Below are 15,440 nucleotides of genomic sequence, written 5' to 3'. Positions count from 1 at the left end.
AATACCCCATCGGTTGCGGGGATTAGGCGGCTTTCTTCAGGCAGGTGCTCATAAAGGTTTTACGCTCATCACCTTTTAACGCTTTGGTCGCCGCGTCGGCATTGCAGCTTTTCATTTTCTGCTGTTGCGGCGTCAGGGTTTTTTCATCGGGATGAATCTGTGCTTTCAGGCACTGGCTCATAAACGTCTTCCGCTCATCACCTTTCAGTGACTGGGTCGTCGCTTGCTGATTACAGTCAGTCATCTTTTTCTGTTGTGCGGCCTGAGCGGGTGACGGTGTTTTCGCCGTATCTGCTGCCATTACATTTACACTAAGTAGTAATCCAGCACAAAGTAACCATAGGGTAGTTAGGCGCATAAACGTTCCTTAAATAATGTTGAGGGTCGGGAAGGGCGGAGAACAGGTCAGTATCACCGCAGATAGATGCTGTTAAGCGTAGTCGGCAGTGTTGAATATGGGTAGTTATCCCCGTCATCTTTCAAATTGCGTTCAAATCGATTTCCGACCGATTTGTCACCCGAATCACTGACCGGTGTCAGCTCATCGGGATTTCGCCTTTCTGCATCTTGAAATCTGTTGGGTATATCGCTTTATAGCGCGATAAAGTGATAAACCGTGGTGGCGCGGTAGGTTTTGCCCGGTTTTAACCAGCAATCAGGTTGCGGCCATTCGGGGTGGTTAGGGCTATCAGGTAAGAATTCACTTTCCAGTGCTACACCGGTGTAGCTGGCATAAGTGCCCCCTTTGCGCGCCGGTGTTCCGCCAAGGAAGTTGCCGCTATACAACTGCAACGCCGGTGCGGTGGTATAAACACTCATTTGTACACGGTTATCAGATGACCACAAATGAGCCGCCGGGCTTTCCGTCGCACCGCAAGTCCGATGGAGTAGATAAGCATGATCATAGCCTTTAACCCGCTGTTGGCAGCGGTCTTGCAGGAAGTCGCGTGCCAGCGTTTTCGGTTGACGGAAATCCATGCCGGTTTTCTCAACATTAGCCAGCTCGCCGCTTGGGATCCCCTCACTGTCGACCGGTAAATAACGATCCGCAAATAACTGCAATCGATGTGTCCGCACGTCCAGCCCTTCACCATCAAGATTAAAGTAAGCATGATTAGTCAGGTTCACTGGGCAGGTTTTATCAACCTGAGCCTGATAGTGAATTTCCAATCGGTTATCTTCCGTCAACAGATATTGCACTTCGGCGGTCAGGTTTCCGGGGAAACCCTGATCACCATTAGGTGAGTGCAGTTGATAAGTGACCTGCCGTTCATCCTGCTTAATCTTTTGCCAGCGGCGAGCATGGAAACCTTCCGGGCCACCATGCAGTTGGTTAGGGCCTTGATTAGGTAACAGATTGAGGGTTTTACCCTCCACCGTGATTTGCGCATTAGCAATGCGGTTAGCATAGCGGCCAACGGTAGCACCAAGGTAAGCGGCTTGGTGCAGGTAATCTGCGGGAGTCTGGCACCCCAGCAGTAACTCGCGTTTTTCGCCATCGTTGAGCGGTAGCACCGCAGACAACCAGGTTGCGCCCCAGTCCATCAGCGTCACACTCATACCGGCTTTATTATGCAATTCGGTCAATTCAAAGGGTTGACCATCTGGTGCTAACTGGTCAACACTGCTTGGTGATGCAGCGTCGTTTTTCAGCATAAACCCGCTCCTTGTGAAGCCTGACATACGTAGAAGGTTTCGATCCTACCGCCGCTGTGAGCTGGATATTCCTGAGCTACGGCTGCACGAACTTGCTCGACCAGCGACGTTGGCATCAGTGCGACAATACAGCCACCGAACCCCCCGCCAGTCATACGAACACCACCTTGCTCCCCAATAACGGATTTCACAATATCCACCAAGCTATCGATCGGCGGAACTGTGATCTCGAAGTCATCACGCATAGAAATATGAGACTCCTGCATCAATTGCCCCATCAATTTCAAATCACCGGAGGCCAGGGCATCTGCGGCTGCTAGCGTGCGTTCGTTTTCGGTAATCACATGGCGGGCGCGTTTAGCGACGACAGGATCCAGTTCATCTTGAATAGAGAAGAACAGCGTTGGATCCACATCACGCAAGGCTTTAACACCAAAGAAACGGGCGGCAGTTTCACATTGCTGGCGGCGGGTGTTGTATTCGCTATCAACCAGGCCCCGTTTCACATTGGAATTAATAATGACGACTGCAACGTTTGCCGGCATTGCCACGGCACGGGTTTCAAGGGTACGGCAATCGATCAGTAGCGCATGATCTTGTTTACCCAGCGCTGAAATGAGCTGATCCATAATGCCGCAGTTACAGCCAACAAACTGGTTCTCTGCCTCTTGCCCATTTAGCGCCAGATCGACACCGCTAAGGGGCAATTGATAAAGAGACTGTAGTGCTTGCCCGACGGCGACCTCAAGTGAGGCTGAAGAGCTGAGGCCCGCACCTTGTGGCACATTGCCACTTATCACCAGATCTGCACCACCAAAATCGGCATGGCGCAGTTGCAAGTGTTTCACGACGCCGCGCACGTAATCCGCCCAGCGGTATTCGGCATGTGGGACGATTGGCGCATCCAGAGAGAATATATCCTGCTGATTTTCATAATCAGCAGCAATAACACGAATCTGGCGGTCATCACGTTTGCCACAACTGATAACCGTTTCATAATCAATGGCGCAGGGCAGCACGAAACCGTCGTTGTAATCGGTGTGTTCACCAATAAGATTAACGCGACCCGGTGCTTTGATAGTGATGTCAGGTTCTTGATTAAACTGTTGGCGGAAAATAGCCTGGGTATGCTGTTTTAAACTCATTATTTGACTCCGGCTTCTCGATAATGAACATCACTTACTGCCCGCAGGTGTTCAGCCGCCTGTTCTGCTGTAAGGTCGCGCTGGGTTTCAGCCAACATCTCATAACCCACCATAAATTTACGTACCGACGCCGAGCGCAGCAACGGCGGATAAAAATGAGCATGCAATTGCCAGTGTGTGTTGTCGCCTGCGTTATACGGTGCGCCATGCCACCCCATCGAATAGGGAAAAGAGCACGAGAACAAGTTGTCGTAGCGGCTGGTCAGCTTCTTCAGGGCAATGGCGAGGCAACTGCGCTGTTCCACGGAGAGGTCTTCTAATCGCAGTACATGGGCTTTTGGCAGTAATAATATTTCAAACGGCCATGCTGCCCAATAGGGCACTACCGCCAGCCAGTGCTCGGTTTCAACCACCGTCCTGCTGCCGTCACGACGCTCACGTTCAGCATAATCGACCAGCATGACGGACTGATTTTGCTGAAAATAGTGCTGTTGCAGGCTGTCTTCCCGTGCAGCTTCATTCGGCAAAAAACTATTGGCCCAGATTTGTCCATGGGGATGCGGATTAGAGCACCCCATCGCCGCGCCTTTATTTTCAAATACCTGTACCCAAGGGTAGGTTTGACCCAACTCAGCACTCTGTTGTTGCCAGGTCTGGATAACCTCTTCCAACGCGGGCAAAGAGAGTTGTGGCAGCGTCTTACTGTGGTCTGGTGAGAAGCAAATAACCCTGCTGGTGCCGCGCGCACTTTGGCTCCGCATCAAAGGATCATCACTGTGCGGCGCATCAGGTGTATCAGGCATCAGCGCGGCAAAATCATTGGTAAACACATAGGTTGACGGATAGTCAGGATTGACATCGCCGGTCACCCGGGTATTACCAGGGCACAAGAAGCAATCAGGATCGTGCGCGGGCAAATTCTCCGTCGCAGGGGCTTCTTGCTGGCCTTGCCATGGGCGTTTAGCCCGATGAGGCGAGACCAACACCCACTGATCACTTAATGGGTTGTATCTACGATGTGGATGATCCACAGGGTTAAAATCAGTCATAACAGCACCTTAATCGGGATAGCCCTGAGGATTATTGGATTGCCAATGCCAGGTATCTGCCGCCATTTCATCAAGTGAGCGGCGCACCCGCCAACCCAGTTGCTCGGCAGCTTTGGTCGGATCTGCCCAGTAAGCTGGTAAGTCACCTTCGCGGCGCGGGGCAAAATGGTAGGCCAGCGGCTTGCCACACGCCTTGCTGAATGCCTCGACAACTTGCAAAACACTGCTACCCACGCCAGCACCGAGATTAAAAATATGCACGCCGGGCTGATTGTGTAGCTTTTTCATCGCTGCCACATGACCATCCGCTAAATCGACTACGTGAATATAATCACGTACTCCGGTGCCATCCGGTGTCGGATAGTCATTACCGAATATGGCCAGCGACTCACGACGACCCACGGCAACTTGTGCAATAAATGGCATCAGGTTATTCGGGATGCCCTGTGGGTCTTCACCCATGGAGCCTGACGGATGTGCACCAACGGGATTAAAATAGCGCAGAATGGTCATATTCCATTGTGGATCAGCCAGTTGCACATCTTGCAAAATTTGCTCAACCATTAACTTGCTGCGGCCATACGGGCTGGATGGCATGCCGGTCGGGAAGCTCTCCACATACGGAATTTGTGGCTGATCGCCATAGACCGTGGCAGAAGAACTGAAGATAAAGTTTTTGACCTGTGCAGCACGCATGGCTTCCAGCAATACTAAGGTGCCGAAGACATTATTATTATAATATTCCAGTGGCTTACTGACCGACTCACCCACGGCTTTCAAACCAGCAAAGTGAATGACCGCATGGATAGAATGCTCAGCAAATATTTGATCGAGTAAGGCGCGGTCACGGATGTCACCCTGATAAAGCTTAGGTGTATAGCCGGTAAGGCCATGTATCCGGGCTAATACGCTGGATTTGCTGTTGCAAAGGTTATCGAGGATGACCGGTTTGTAGCCAGCTTCAATTAATTGCACACAGGTATGGCTACCGATGTAACCGCTACCACCTGTTACCAGAACGTACATATAAGACTCCTCGAATGACTTTGGTCTAAGAAAGATAGCATGCCATTATGTGAGAAAAGGTGATCTGCGCTCAATAATGGAATCGTTTACATTTAATTTTTCCTCAGTTTAATCCCTGTAGAAGTATAAAGACAGGGGAATGAACGAGGATAGGCAAAACAAGCGATAAATTATGGTCACTGCATAGATAACTGAAGTGGTAGCGTTCTCATCCATTAATTCAGCAGGAATGTCCTGCCTCATGTATACCGACCCACTTTCAGTGAAGAAAGGCAGCCCCAGGCCGGCAGATAACACCGTAAATAAAGATTAGTATGGTAAATAAAGTGGATAGGTGAAGAACAATAAGTGCATCAAATTGAGCGCGAAGTGAAAGCCTACCGCCACCCATAAGCGGCCACTCCACAGCCATGCCAGGCCGTAAATCACCCCCGCCAATGCCGCGAACACCATCAATAGCGGGCCACCTGCAATATGCGCTGCGCCAAATAACAGCGCGGTGAGTAGCAGAGCAGGATAGTTACCCAACCACTGGCTTAACCGCTGTTGTAAATAGCCACGAAATAGCGCTTCTTCTGCCAAACAAACAAAAAATACATTAGCGACAACAAAGGAACCCATCCATGCCGGGGTGTGCATTTCAATTTTCAGGCCACCTAAGGCAACAGCCAGCAGCAGCAATGCGGGGATACTGACAATTAGGCCGAGCCAGGCTAAGCGACTCACTGATGGGTGCTTTTTAGTGACAAATAAGGTTGGTAGACAAGCCAGTAAAATGAAGGGTATCAATGCTTTATCGAGATTATAATACATACTGAAGGGGGCGCTGAGTGGCCCTGTTTTCACGTTCTTCAATACGTTTAGGTTATTAAAACCGGGTACCAGATGCAGAAACAGTGCGATTGCTGCCATTACCAGCAGCAATTCCAGCGCGGTAGCCGGCCATTTTCGTCGCCGATATTTCTGCAACAGCAGTGTGACCATCAGGGTTAAGAGCAAGAATGCGGCTGATGGCAGAGTCAAAACACCGTGATACAGGGCAATTGACAGTGACGACAGCAAGAGAAACAGGGAAAGCACCCAGTTAATTGATAAGAAAAGTAACGAAGCAGCAAGTATGCCCCACATAAATATCCCTTTATTGTTATGCCCGTTATCTTTCAAATTACAGGTGTGTTGGCCGCTTGAATCACTCGGCTTATTATGGCTACGGCCTTTTTGCGGCGCAGCCTGCGGACTGGCATGCAGTTCAAATCGGCTTATGAGTGGTTTGTTTCTTGCGGCTAGCCTGCACCTTGAAATCTATCGGGTATAAATCCTGATGGTGATTGAATATGTTAATTTTATCACCAGCGTTGATCGGCGCTGGTGGTAAGAATGATAGCATAAGCCCCCGCCAATAAACGCCGCTTGCGTTGAGAATATCTCTCATTATCCTCAACGAAAAGTCAGAAACACCTTAGTCTGCTAGCTTTTCTTGTTTGTAGTGATAGATATCGCCATCAGGAACAAAGGTCAGACGGTGGGTAATGCATTGTGGTGCATCTTCAGCATGGTGAGAAACGAACAACAGTTGCGTGTCACCCTCACTGATCATCACATCAATAAAACGCCTAACTAACAGGCGGTTAAGTGGGTCTAACCCCTGCAATGGTTCATCAAGAATCAACAGTGCAGGGTGCTTAACCAGCGCTCGGGCGATCAATGCCAATCGTTGTTGTCCCCAGGAGAGACTGTGAAAGGGCTGGCTGGCCGTCGTGGCGGAAAAACCGAGTAAATCTAACCATTGATCGGCTAGTTGTTGTTGGCGATCAGACACCGCCTGATAAATACCGATTGAATCGAAAAAACCGGAGAGAATCACAGTGCGCAGATTGGTGCTGACGCGGTAATCCAGATGCAAACTACTGCTGACATAACCAATATGGCGTTTGATATCCCAGATGGTTTCACCACTACCACGGCGGCGGCCAAACAGCGTCAAATCATTACTGTATCCTTGCGGATGGTCGCCAGTAATCAGGCTGAGTAAGGTTGACTTCCCGGCACCGTTCTGGCCGATAATCTGCCAGTGTTCAGCGGGATTAACCTGCCAACTCAGGTTATGAAGAATAGGGCGGTCATTGTATTCAACCACGCCATTACGCAAGATAATTAGTGGCTTATCTGGTGCTAAAGTAGTCTGCTGCTGCGGGTGTTCTGTCTCTGGCAACAACATACCATCAAGGTTTTCACTGTGCGCCAGTTGGGCAATCAATGCCTCGGAAAGAATCTGTTGGCGGGGGCCAGTATGGGTTAATTGGCAATCCGCCAGTACGCCGACGTATTGCACAAAATCAGGGATATCATCAAAACGATTTAGCACCAGCACCAGCGTGACCCCCTGTGCTGAAAGGGTCGATAACATGCCAGCCAACTGCGCACGGGCAGCGACGTCCAGACCATCAAAGGGTTCATCCAGAATCAACAGATCCGGTTGTGGCATCAGCGCTTGGCACAGCAGTGTTTTGCGGGTCTCACCGGTAGAAAGATATTTAAAGCGACGTGAGAGTAACTGGCTGATACCAAATTGCTCTGCCAACTGCTGGCAACGTTGCGGATCAACGTACTCTTCTTGAATGATCTCTGCGGTAGTGCGCCCGGTATCGTCTTCATCTGCGCTGAGTAAATCAGTGTTATTGCGCTGCCACTCTTCGCTGACTAACTGCTGAAGTTGCTCGAACGACAAACGCACACTGTGGCGAAAATGGCTCTGACGGCTACCACTCAACAGAATTAATTCCCCTGCTAATGCCTTTGCCAATGCGGATTTCCCACTGCCATTGGCACCGACAAAGGCCCAGCTATCACCCGATTGAACATGCAATTCAGGCAGAATGAGTGTCCGGGTGTCACTCAGGCGAAAACAACCTTGCGATATTTGCAACTCAGACATCATTCTTTCCATATTTCGCAACACAATAAGAGTGTTAGGGATAAGCGGAAAGGGGCAAAATGTCAACAGCAAATACCCTGATAGCCCTTAATAACTAAGCGGAATTATTTAGCAAAGTGTCGCGATAATGACCCGATCTGCATTGAATTGGGCAATGACATGGCTGCCAACATGTAAATTCAATTTATGTAATTCGCTGTTGTTTTGTGTCGAACACAAGCTGGCTCCTCCGGTCAAGGTCACGATAACTTCACTATGATCGTTGCCGGGTTCAATACTGGCTACAGTGCCGGGCAGAGAGTTATCAGCAGCCCCCGCCAGTGCCTGATCAGTAACCAGTTTTACCCAAGGGGCTTTGATCAGCGCCAGTACTTCTTTGCCAGCCGAAAGTTGTAAGCGATCAGCACTCTGTTGGGTCAATGCCGCAGATAGACGTGTTTTACCATCTGACAACAGAATATTGACATGCTGCTGAACCTGTTGATGGTCCCGCTCAATCAGCGTGCCGAAAAATTGATTACGGGCGCTGGTTTGCAAAGAAAAACGCGAGATGGCAGCCAGCAAACTATCGAGCGGCAGCGAGTCATCCTTCAGCGTGTCAAATGCCTTTTGCTGAATCTTGGCGAGCAAATCATAAAGTTGAATTAAACGCTCGCCGTAACGGGTCAAGTGTGCGCCACCGCCACCTTTACCGCCAGTTGCTCGCTCAACCAAGACTTCTTCGGCTAAGGTATTCATTTCGTTGATCGCATCCCAGGCACTTTTATAGCTAATTCCGGCCAGTTTTGCGCCCTGACTGATGGAACCGGTATGCCGTATTTGTTTCAGTAATGCAATGCGCCGGGGATCGGCAAACAGCCGCTGCTGAAGTTTTAGGGTCAGAAGAATTTCAGCCTGCATGATTTTTTTACTCCGGCGGGAAAGGATTATTGCTATCTAAGTGCTTGTATACACCTGAATCGCACGTTTGGCAGGTTACATTCTTTTGCTGTTAGTTAAAATAACAGGGTTCATTCATTGCTGATATAATTTACAGTAAATGATAGATGCTAGTTATTGTGGTAACGTAAGTTATCGCTCAATAAGCAGTAATGAGAGGCTGATATGTTGGATTTATTGAAAAGTCTGGCCTTTGCCGTGGTCATGGTACCGGTGGTGATGGCAGTGATTTTGGGTCTGATCTATGGACTGGGAGAGGTGTTCAACGTCATCTCTAAGACCGGCCACACTAAAGAACGTTCTTAATCTGATTTCAGAATGCCCGGCGTACTAACGCTGGGCATTTTCGTTTTTATCCCTCTATTCCCCGCCACTTATTGCCTTAGCTCAAGATACCTCGCATCTTGCCGATAAACTGCATGACCTGCTTATAATGTTACGTTATATTCCTTCGTATATAACGATTTCATTAATGCGGAGAACAACATGAAGAATCAATACGGTAAAGCCAAGATTTGGATAGCGAGTGCGGCACTGCTGGCAGCATTTTCCGGCACCACGTTAGCGGCGGGCAACATTACAGTGTTTGCTGCGGCTTCACTGACCAATGCATTACAAGATATTGCCGCACAGTATAAAAAAGAGAAGCAGGTTGATGTCGTGGCGTCGTATGCTTCATCTTCAACGTTGGCCCGCCAGATTGATCAGGGTGCACCGGCTGATATGTTTATTTCTGCCGATCAGCAATGGATGGATTATGCTATTGATAAACAGCAAATTGTTGTCAATACTCGCTACACCTTATTAGGTAATGAACTGGTATTAATTGCTCCACAAGACAGTAAAATAGATAAAGTCGAAATCGATAAAAAAACCGACTGGAAGACGTTATTGGATGGTGGCCGTTTGGCCGTGGGCGATCCTGATCATGTTCCTGCTGGGATTTATGCCAAAGAGTCACTGGAGAATTTAGGTGCCTGGTCAACTTTAGCTCCTGAAATGGCGCGGGCCAATAACGTGCGCAGTGCAATGGCACTGGTCGAACGGGCAGAAGCGCCGCTGGGTATTGTCTATGGTTCAGATGCGATAGCCAGTAACAAAGTTAAGGTTGTGGGGATATTCCCGGAAGCAAGTCATAAGCCGGTTGAATACCCGATGGCAATTGTTAAAGGCCATGAAAACCCGACCGTGAGTGCTTTTTATGATTACCTGAAAAGCCCAGCTGCGGCGGTTATTTTCAAAAAATATGGATTTACCCCACGCTAATGATATTGAGTGAGTATGAGTGGCAGGCAATTATTCTTAGTCTGAAGGTTTCAGCGGTTGCGGTGGCATGCAGTTTGCCGTTAGGCATTTTAATGGCGTGGATTTTAGTGCGCTGCCGTTTTCCCGGTAAATCGTTGTTAGACAGTATTATTCACTTACCACTGGTGCTGCCGCCAGTGGTGATTGGTTATTTATTGTTGATAAGCATGGGGCGGCGCGGTTTTATTGGCGAGTGGCTCTATAGCTGGTTTGGCATTAATTTCAGTTTTAGTTGGCGTGGTGCGGCGTTGGCCTCGGCGGTGGTGGCTTTTCCGCTGATGGTGAGGGCTATCCGGCTGGCGTTGGAAGCGGTTGATACGCGTCTGGAACTGGCGGCCCGCACGCTAGGAGCCAATCCGTGGCGGGTGTTTTTCACCATTACATTACCCCTTTCTTTACCGGGGGTGATTGCGGGCACCGTGCTCTCTTTTGCCCGTTCGCTGGGGGAGTTTGGGGCGACCATCACTTTCGTCTCCAATATTCCCGGTGAAACCCGCACTATTCCACTGGCAATGTACACATTAATTGAAACCCCTGGGGCAGAAGCGGCTGCTGCGCGTTTGTGTGTCATCGCCATTATTCTGTCGTTGGTGGCGTTGTTGTTATCCGAATGGCTGGCCCGTTGGGGTAAAAAACGCATGGGGGCACCATGTTAGAGCTGGATTTCAGTCAACAACTGGGTGATTTGGATTTACGTGTTTCCACCAATCTACCCGCCCAAGGTATCACGGCTATTTTCGGGTTGTCAGGGGCCGGTAAAACCTCATTAATTAACGTCATCGGTGGCCTGACCCGCCCGCAGCAAGGCAAAGTAGTGCTAAATGGCCGGGTGCTGGTGGATGTGGAGCAGCAAATCTATCTGCCACCGGAAAAACGTAAAGTTGGTTACGTATTTCAGGATGCGCGCTTATTTCCCCATTATCGGGTGCGGGGCAACTTACAATACGGCATGGCCCCGTCAATGCGTGGGCAATTTGATGCGATTGTTGGTTTGCTGGGTATCGAGCCACTACTAAGTCGTTTCCCACTGACCCTCTCTGGTGGCGAGAAACAGCGTGTTGCTATTGGTCGCGCATTATTGACTGCCCCCGAACTGTTGTTGATGGATGAACCACTGGCCTCTCTGGATTTGCCCCGTAAACGTGAACTGCTGCCTTATCTGGAGCGGTTGGCGCAAGATGTTAACACCCCTATTTTGTATGTTAGTCACAGCATGGATGAGATCCTACGGCTGGCAGATCAAGTGGTGGTTATGGATGGCGGCAAAGTGCGCGCGGTTGGCGGGCTGGAGGAAGTGTGGGCCAGTAGCGCATTGCGCCCGTGGCTGCAACGGGAAGAACCGAGCAGCATACTGCGGGTCAGTGTCATTGGTCACCATGACCGCTATGCCATGACCGCGCTGGCGTTAGGCGATCAGCGCTTGTGGGTGGGTAAGCTCGATGCGCAAGAGGGTAGCTCAATGCGTATTCGGATTAATGCCGCCGATGTTTCGTTGGTATTACAGCCGCCGCAAAGCAGCAGTATCCGTAATATCTTGCCGGTAAAAATTGCCGAATGCCTTGAGGTAGATGGGCAGGTCGATGTCAAACTCGCGGTTGGTGATCAATGGCTGTGGGCGCGGATCACGCCATGGGCGCGTGATGAGTTGGCGCTTAGACCCGGTCAGTGGGTGTATGCGCAGATAAAAAGTGTCTCATTTAACCGCAAGAATTGAGGGTGATAACCGCTGGGTTCACCCGGCGGTAAAACGCCCGTCAGTCGGGCGTTTTTTCACTATCAAGCCAGTACATGCTGGCGGATGACGGCAGCGATCCCAGGCTGTTCGTTATCGGCAATCACCAAGTCAGCCCGTTGTTTGATAGCGTCGGCGCTGTTCCCCATTGCTACCCCTAAACCGGCGGTTTCCAGCATGCTGAGGTCATTAAAGTTATCACCAAAAGCAACCACATCTTTCATGCTCAAGCCCTGAGATTCTACCCATTGCTGTAGCCGCTTACCTTTGCTGTTACCTGCCTGAGCGATATCAACTTGATCATGCCATGACCATTCGCAAGCCAACCCCATGTCATTCTCAATCTGGGTTGCGAGCGCTCTCAGTTGCTCAATATCCGAGTGTGACGTAGCGAATTTCCAGATAGAACTGGCAGTGTGAGCAGCATCAAGCAAGCTATCAACGTGGAGTAGCGTTGGGCGCTGAGCGGGTGGTAATGACTCAGCCCAACTGAGTGATCGGATCACGTGCCCGCTGGTTTGCTGATAGAGCATGGCATCGTCCACATACATTAGCCCGTGGATACCGGTTTGCTCCAGTAATTGCAATACCTGAACCGCTTGTTGAGGTTGTAAGGGGTTTGAATCTAATACCTTTTTGGCATGGTAATCATAAATATAGGTACCGTTACAGCAAATTGCAGGTGTATCAAGTTCTAGTGCCTGATAAAACGGGTGAATAGCAACATGATGGCGGCCGGTCACCACTACCACTTTGATGCCTTCAGCACGGGCTTGCGCCAGTGCGGACAAGGATTCTGGCAGAATACGTTTTTTGTGATCCAGTAGCGTTCCGTCTAGATCCAGTGCAATTATGCGATAGGTCATGGCAGCAATAGTCTCGTTAATAAGGGCATTAATAGTATGTTTGCATAGTATTACCCGATGGTACACCGGATGGCGGGTTGATTAAACCAAGCCTGGGAGTGGGTAGCATAATCAGCTAAAAATAAGCAGGATAAGTTTTAAACAGCGCGACAGCAGACTGTTGTTATGTCCGCCGAGTCAGGTAAGCTAGGCTAAAATAGTGTGTTAATAATCGATATTTGGTTTATACCCGTCATACTTCAAGCTGCATGTGTGTTGGCTGCCTTCATGCAACTCGAATTATTTAGTGTATAGGTCGAATTTGGTGAGTCAGATAAATTCAGCTAAACAGCGTTGCCTAATAGGTTCGACTAAGGAGTAGAGATGAAGCAAGTGGTTTACGTGGCAAGCCCAGACAGTCAGCAGATCCATGTTTGGCAATTAGATTCCGCCGGTGCATTAACCTTATTGCAAACGGTGGAGGCGCCGGGGCAAGTGCAGCCGATGACAATCAACCCGAACCAGCGTCAGTTGTATGTAGGGGTGCGCCCAGATTTTGCCATTGTCAGCTACAACATCAGCGACGATGGCACATTGACCGCCGCTGGCATGGCACCACTGCCAGGCAGCCCAACGCACATTGGCACTGATTTACAAGGCCGCTTCCTGTTCTCTGCTTCTTATAGTTTTAACTGTGTCAGCATCAGCCCTATTGATGAGCAGGGTGTGGTACAGGCACCTATTCAGCAATTGGATGATTTACCCGCTCCACATTCGGCGAATATTGATCCGACCAATCAAATCTTACTGGTACCTTGCCTGAAAGAAGATAAGGTGCGGTTATTTGATTTGAGTCTTGAGGGCAAACTGACCCCACATGCTCAGGCGGCGATAACGGTTGCTGCCGGTGCGGGCCCACGTCATATGGCCTTCCATCCTAATAAGCACGTCGCCTATTGTGTTAACGAGCTAAATAGCTCGGTAGATGTGTATCAAATCAGCAAAAACGGCCAGGAATACCAGCTAATACAGACGCTGGATGCGATGCCAACAGATTTTACCGGTACTCGTTGGGCGGCTGATATCCATATTACGCCAAATGGCCGTCATCTCTATATCAGTGACCGTACTGCCAGTCTGTTGGGGATTTTCAGTGTTTCTGAGGATGGGCGTGAGATTGCGTTGGTCGGGCATCATCAGACTGAAGCACAGCCACGCGGTTTTAATATCGATAATAGCGGTAACTTCCTGATCTCTTCCGGCCAGAAATCGGATCACATTGCCGTGTATCGTATTGATCAAAACAGCGGTGAGCTAACCACCCTGAAGCGCTATCCGGTAGGGAAAGGGCCAATGTGGGTCACCATTTTGGCACCAAGAGCTTAACTATTATTACCAGGCGGGGAAATGTACCGAAGGGGCCGTAATGGCGTAAGCCGTCACAACGCCCATCGGTGCCATCGCCCCGCCAGTCTGCGGACAATATTGCCCAGCACTGCTTTAGCGGATATTCACTATCACAGCCTTCACCGCATCCGTTAACCGCGCCAGTGATTGCGGCGAGATAATATAAGGCGGCATCAGGTAAATCAGTTTACCAAACGGGCGGATCCACACGCCGTGCTCGACAAATTGCCGTTGCAGGCGCGCGACGTTAACCGGCTCGCTCATCTCCACTACCCCAATCGCCCCTAATACCCGCACATCGGCCACTGCTTTATGTTCTGCAAGTGGCATTAACGCGTGTTTCAATTGGTTTTCTATGGCGGCAACCTGCTGTTGCCAGTGATCCTCAGCCAACAGATTCAAGTTTGCTGAGGCGACAGCGCAAGCCAATGGATTTGCCATAAAGGTCGGGCCGTGCATAAAGCAACCCGCATCACCATTACTGATGGTTTCTGCCACCTTACGGGTAGTTAAGGTAGCCGATAAGGTCAGGTAGCCGCCGGTTAACGCCTTACCCAAACACAGAATGTCCGGCACGATTTGCGCATGTTCGCAGGCGAAAAGTTTACCGGTACGGCCAAAACCGGTAGCAATTTCATCAGCAATCAACAAAATCTGGTGCTGATCGCACAATGCTCTGACCGCCCGCAAATAGGCGGGGTGATAGATACGCATTCCACCGGCACCTTGCACTATCGGTTCCAGAATAACTGCGGCTATCTCGCTGGAATGTGCGGCAATCATTGCAGCAAAATCAGTGATATCTTCTGGGTCCCACGCCTGGTCGAAGCGGCATTGTGGCGCGCGGGCAAACAGATTTTCAGCTAAATACCCCTGATACAAACTGTGCATTGAATTCTGGGGATCGCAGACTGACATCGCACCAAAAGTATCACCATGGTAGCCGTGGCGCAGGGTTAAAATCCGTTGCCGCCGTTCACCTTTGGCCTGCCAGTATTGCAATGCCATTTTCAACGCCACTTCAACGGCCACTGAACCTGAATCAGCGAGGAACACACACTCTAATGCCGGAGGGGTTAGCGCAACCAACTGTTGGCAGAGTTCCACGGCAGGCGGGTGGGTGATCCCCCCAAACATCACATGGGACATTTTATCCAACTGCTGATGTGCCGCTTGGTTCAGCACGGGATGATTATAGCCGTGAATGGCCGCCCACCATGATGACATGCCATCGATCAGACGCCGCCCATCAGCCAGTTGTAACTCAACGCCTTCAGCCGCGACCACCGGATAGCAGGGAAGCGGATCAGTCATTGAGGTGTAGGGGTGCCAGATATGACGTTGATCAAAAGCCAGGTCAGAAGGTGTCATGAGGATTGTTGTAAACCAATTCATTGCAAG

The 15,440-nt window shown here is 50.0% G+C and carries 15 protein-coding genes; 5 read left to right on the top strand and 10 right to left on the bottom strand.

The genetic code is table 11. From position 1 onward, the window contains the following. Window positions 1-22: 22 nt before the first annotated feature. The 8 genes from A6J67_RS18660 to modE all read right to left on the bottom strand — a co-directional run bounded on the left by A6J67_RS18660 (window position 23) and on the right by modE (window position 8,711). Window positions 23-358 carry a PsiF family protein gene (locus A6J67_RS18660; protein ID WP_050074655.1) on the bottom strand — a complete coding sequence of 112 codons (336 nt, stop codon included), beginning with the start codon at window positions 356-358 and terminating at the stop codon, window positions 23-25. Window positions 359-591: 233 nt separating this feature from the next. Beyond that, window positions 592-1,656 carry a galactose-1-epimerase gene (gene galM / locus A6J67_RS18655; RefSeq protein WP_050288811.1) on the bottom strand — a complete coding sequence of 355 codons (1,065 nt, stop codon included), beginning with the start codon at window positions 1,654-1,656 and terminating at the stop codon, window positions 592-594. Next, the gene (galK, locus tag A6J67_RS18650; RefSeq protein WP_005189023.1) at window positions 1,650-2,801 is read right to left on the bottom strand and encodes a galactokinase; all 1,152 of its coding nucleotides are present in this window, start codon (window positions 2,799-2,801) and stop codon (window positions 1,650-1,652) included. The genes galM and galK overlap by 7 nt, the downstream gene beginning before the upstream one ends. Beyond that, window positions 2,801-3,850, bottom strand: coding sequence for a galactose-1-phosphate uridylyltransferase (galT, locus tag A6J67_RS18645; protein WP_032907067.1), 1,050 nt, complete (start codon window positions 3,848-3,850; stop codon window positions 2,801-2,803). The genes galK and galT overlap by 1 nt, the downstream gene beginning before the upstream one ends. A gap of 9 nt (window positions 3,851-3,859) precedes the next feature. Continuing rightward, entirely contained in the window at window positions 3,860-4,876 is a 1,017-nt protein-coding gene (galE, locus tag A6J67_RS18640) for a UDP-glucose 4-epimerase GalE (protein ID WP_042569411.1), read from the bottom strand. Window positions 4,877-5,185: 309 nt separating this feature from the next. Further along, entirely contained in the window at window positions 5,186-6,004 is an 819-nt protein-coding gene (locus tag A6J67_RS18635) for a CPBP family intramembrane glutamic endopeptidase (RefSeq protein WP_032907068.1), read from the bottom strand. 331 nt (window positions 6,005-6,335) lie between these two features. Then, a complete protein-coding gene (modF, locus tag A6J67_RS18625; RefSeq protein WP_032907070.1) occupies window positions 6,336-7,811 on the bottom strand; it encodes a molybdate ABC transporter ATP-binding protein ModF in 1,476 nt (491 codons plus the stop codon). Between the two features lie 108 nt (window positions 7,812-7,919). Then, the gene (gene modE, locus A6J67_RS18620) at window positions 7,920-8,711 is read right to left on the bottom strand and encodes a molybdenum-dependent transcriptional regulator (RefSeq protein ID WP_005189038.1); all 792 of its coding nucleotides are present in this window, start codon (window positions 8,709-8,711) and stop codon (window positions 7,920-7,922) included. Window positions 8,712-8,915: 204 nt separating this feature from the next. On the opposite strand from modE, the gene A6J67_RS18615 reads away from it, so the two are divergent. From A6J67_RS18615 to modC, 4 genes are all read left to right on the top strand, one after another. Further along, window positions 8,916-9,056 carry an AcrZ family multidrug efflux pump-associated protein gene (locus A6J67_RS18615; protein ID WP_005189041.1) on the top strand — a complete coding sequence of 47 codons (141 nt, stop codon included), beginning with the start codon at window positions 8,916-8,918 and terminating at the stop codon, window positions 9,054-9,056. Between the two features lie 180 nt (window positions 9,057-9,236). Next, window positions 9,237-10,016, top strand: coding sequence for a molybdate ABC transporter substrate-binding protein (gene modA / locus A6J67_RS18610; RefSeq protein WP_050088212.1), 780 nt, complete (start codon window positions 9,237-9,239; stop codon window positions 10,014-10,016). Beyond that, window positions 10,016-10,711, top strand: coding sequence for a molybdate ABC transporter permease subunit (modB, locus tag A6J67_RS18605; RefSeq protein ID WP_032907071.1), 696 nt, complete (start codon window positions 10,016-10,018; stop codon window positions 10,709-10,711). The genes modA and modB overlap by 1 nt, the downstream gene beginning before the upstream one ends. Then, on the top strand, window positions 10,705-11,769 hold the full coding sequence (modC, locus tag A6J67_RS18600) for a molybdenum ABC transporter ATP-binding protein ModC (RefSeq protein WP_032907072.1): 1,065 nt from the start codon (window positions 10,705-10,707) through the stop codon (window positions 11,767-11,769). The genes modB and modC overlap by 7 nt, the downstream gene beginning before the upstream one ends. A 62-nt stretch (window positions 11,770-11,831) precedes the next feature. On the opposite strand, the gene A6J67_RS18595 is transcribed toward modC, so the two are convergent. Beyond that, a complete protein-coding gene (locus A6J67_RS18595) occupies window positions 11,832-12,653 on the bottom strand; it encodes a pyridoxal phosphatase (protein ID WP_005189049.1) in 822 nt (273 codons plus the stop codon). A gap of 363 nt (window positions 12,654-13,016) precedes the next feature. Here A6J67_RS18595 and pgl point away from each other — a divergent pair, with 363 nt between their 5' ends. Further along, window positions 13,017-14,018: a 6-phosphogluconolactonase gene (pgl, locus tag A6J67_RS18590; protein WP_050072848.1), complete on the top strand. Its 1,002-nt coding sequence runs from the start codon at window positions 13,017-13,019 to the stop codon at window positions 14,016-14,018. Window positions 14,019-14,132: 114 nt separating this feature from the next. Here pgl and bioA read toward each other — a convergent pair whose 3' ends face one another. Then, window positions 14,133-15,410, bottom strand: a complete 1,278-nt coding sequence (gene bioA, locus A6J67_RS18585; protein ID WP_050297705.1) for an adenosylmethionine--8-amino-7-oxononanoate transaminase — start codon at window positions 15,408-15,410, stop codon at window positions 14,133-14,135. Window positions 15,411-15,440 lie beyond the last annotated feature (30 nt).

The organism is Yersinia sp. FDAARGOS_228 (assembly GCF_002073315.2).
GTDB classification, from domain to species: Bacteria; Pseudomonadota; Gammaproteobacteria; order Enterobacterales; family Enterobacteriaceae; genus Yersinia; species Yersinia intermedia.
The sequence above is the reverse complement of the archived record's forward strand: the minus strand, read 5'-3'. Positions and strand labels throughout refer to the sequence as shown.

Excerpts from the sequence above, each read along its gene's own strand:
- modF (WP_032907070.1), bottom strand. The coding sequence starts at position 7,811 with ATGTCTGAGTTGCAAATATCGCAAGGTTGTTTTCGCCTGAGTGACACC.
- A6J67_RS18595 (WP_005189049.1), bottom strand. The coding sequence starts at position 12,653 with ATGACCTATCGCATAATTGCACTGGATCTAGACGGAACGCTACTGGAT.
- modB (WP_032907071.1), top strand. The coding sequence starts at position 10,016 with ATGATATTGAGTGAGTATGAGTGGCAGGCAATTATTCTTAGTCTGAAG.
- bioA (WP_050297705.1), bottom strand. The coding sequence starts at position 15,410 with ATGACACCTTCTGACCTGGCTTTTGATCAACGTCATATCTGGCACCCC.
- modE (WP_005189038.1), bottom strand. The coding sequence starts at position 8,711 with ATGCAGGCTGAAATTCTTCTGACCCTAAAACTTCAGCAGCGGCTGTTT.
- pgl (WP_050072848.1), top strand. The coding sequence starts at position 13,017 with ATGAAGCAAGTGGTTTACGTGGCAAGCCCAGACAGTCAGCAGATCCAT.
- modA (WP_050088212.1), top strand. The coding sequence starts at position 9,237 with ATGAAGAATCAATACGGTAAAGCCAAGATTTGGATAGCGAGTGCGGCA.
- modC (WP_032907072.1), top strand. The coding sequence starts at position 10,705 with ATGTTAGAGCTGGATTTCAGTCAACAACTGGGTGATTTGGATTTACGT.
- galT (WP_032907067.1), bottom strand. The coding sequence starts at position 3,850 with ATGACTGATTTTAACCCTGTGGATCATCCACATCGTAGATACAACCCA.
- galK (WP_005189023.1), bottom strand. The coding sequence starts at position 2,801 with ATGAGTTTAAAACAGCATACCCAGGCTATTTTCCGCCAACAGTTTAAT.
- galM (WP_050288811.1), bottom strand. The coding sequence starts at position 1,656 with ATGCTGAAAAACGACGCTGCATCACCAAGCAGTGTTGACCAGTTAGCA.
- galE (WP_042569411.1), bottom strand. The coding sequence starts at position 4,876 with ATGTACGTTCTGGTAACAGGTGGTAGCGGTTACATCGGTAGCCATACC.
- A6J67_RS18660 (WP_050074655.1), bottom strand. The coding sequence starts at position 358 with ATGCGCCTAACTACCCTATGGTTACTTTGTGCTGGATTACTACTTAGT.
- A6J67_RS18635 (WP_032907068.1), bottom strand. The coding sequence starts at position 6,004 with ATGTGGGGCATACTTGCTGCTTCGTTACTTTTCTTATCAATTAACTGG.
- A6J67_RS18615 (WP_005189041.1), top strand. The coding sequence starts at position 8,916 with ATGTTGGATTTATTGAAAAGTCTGGCCTTTGCCGTGGTCATGGTACCG.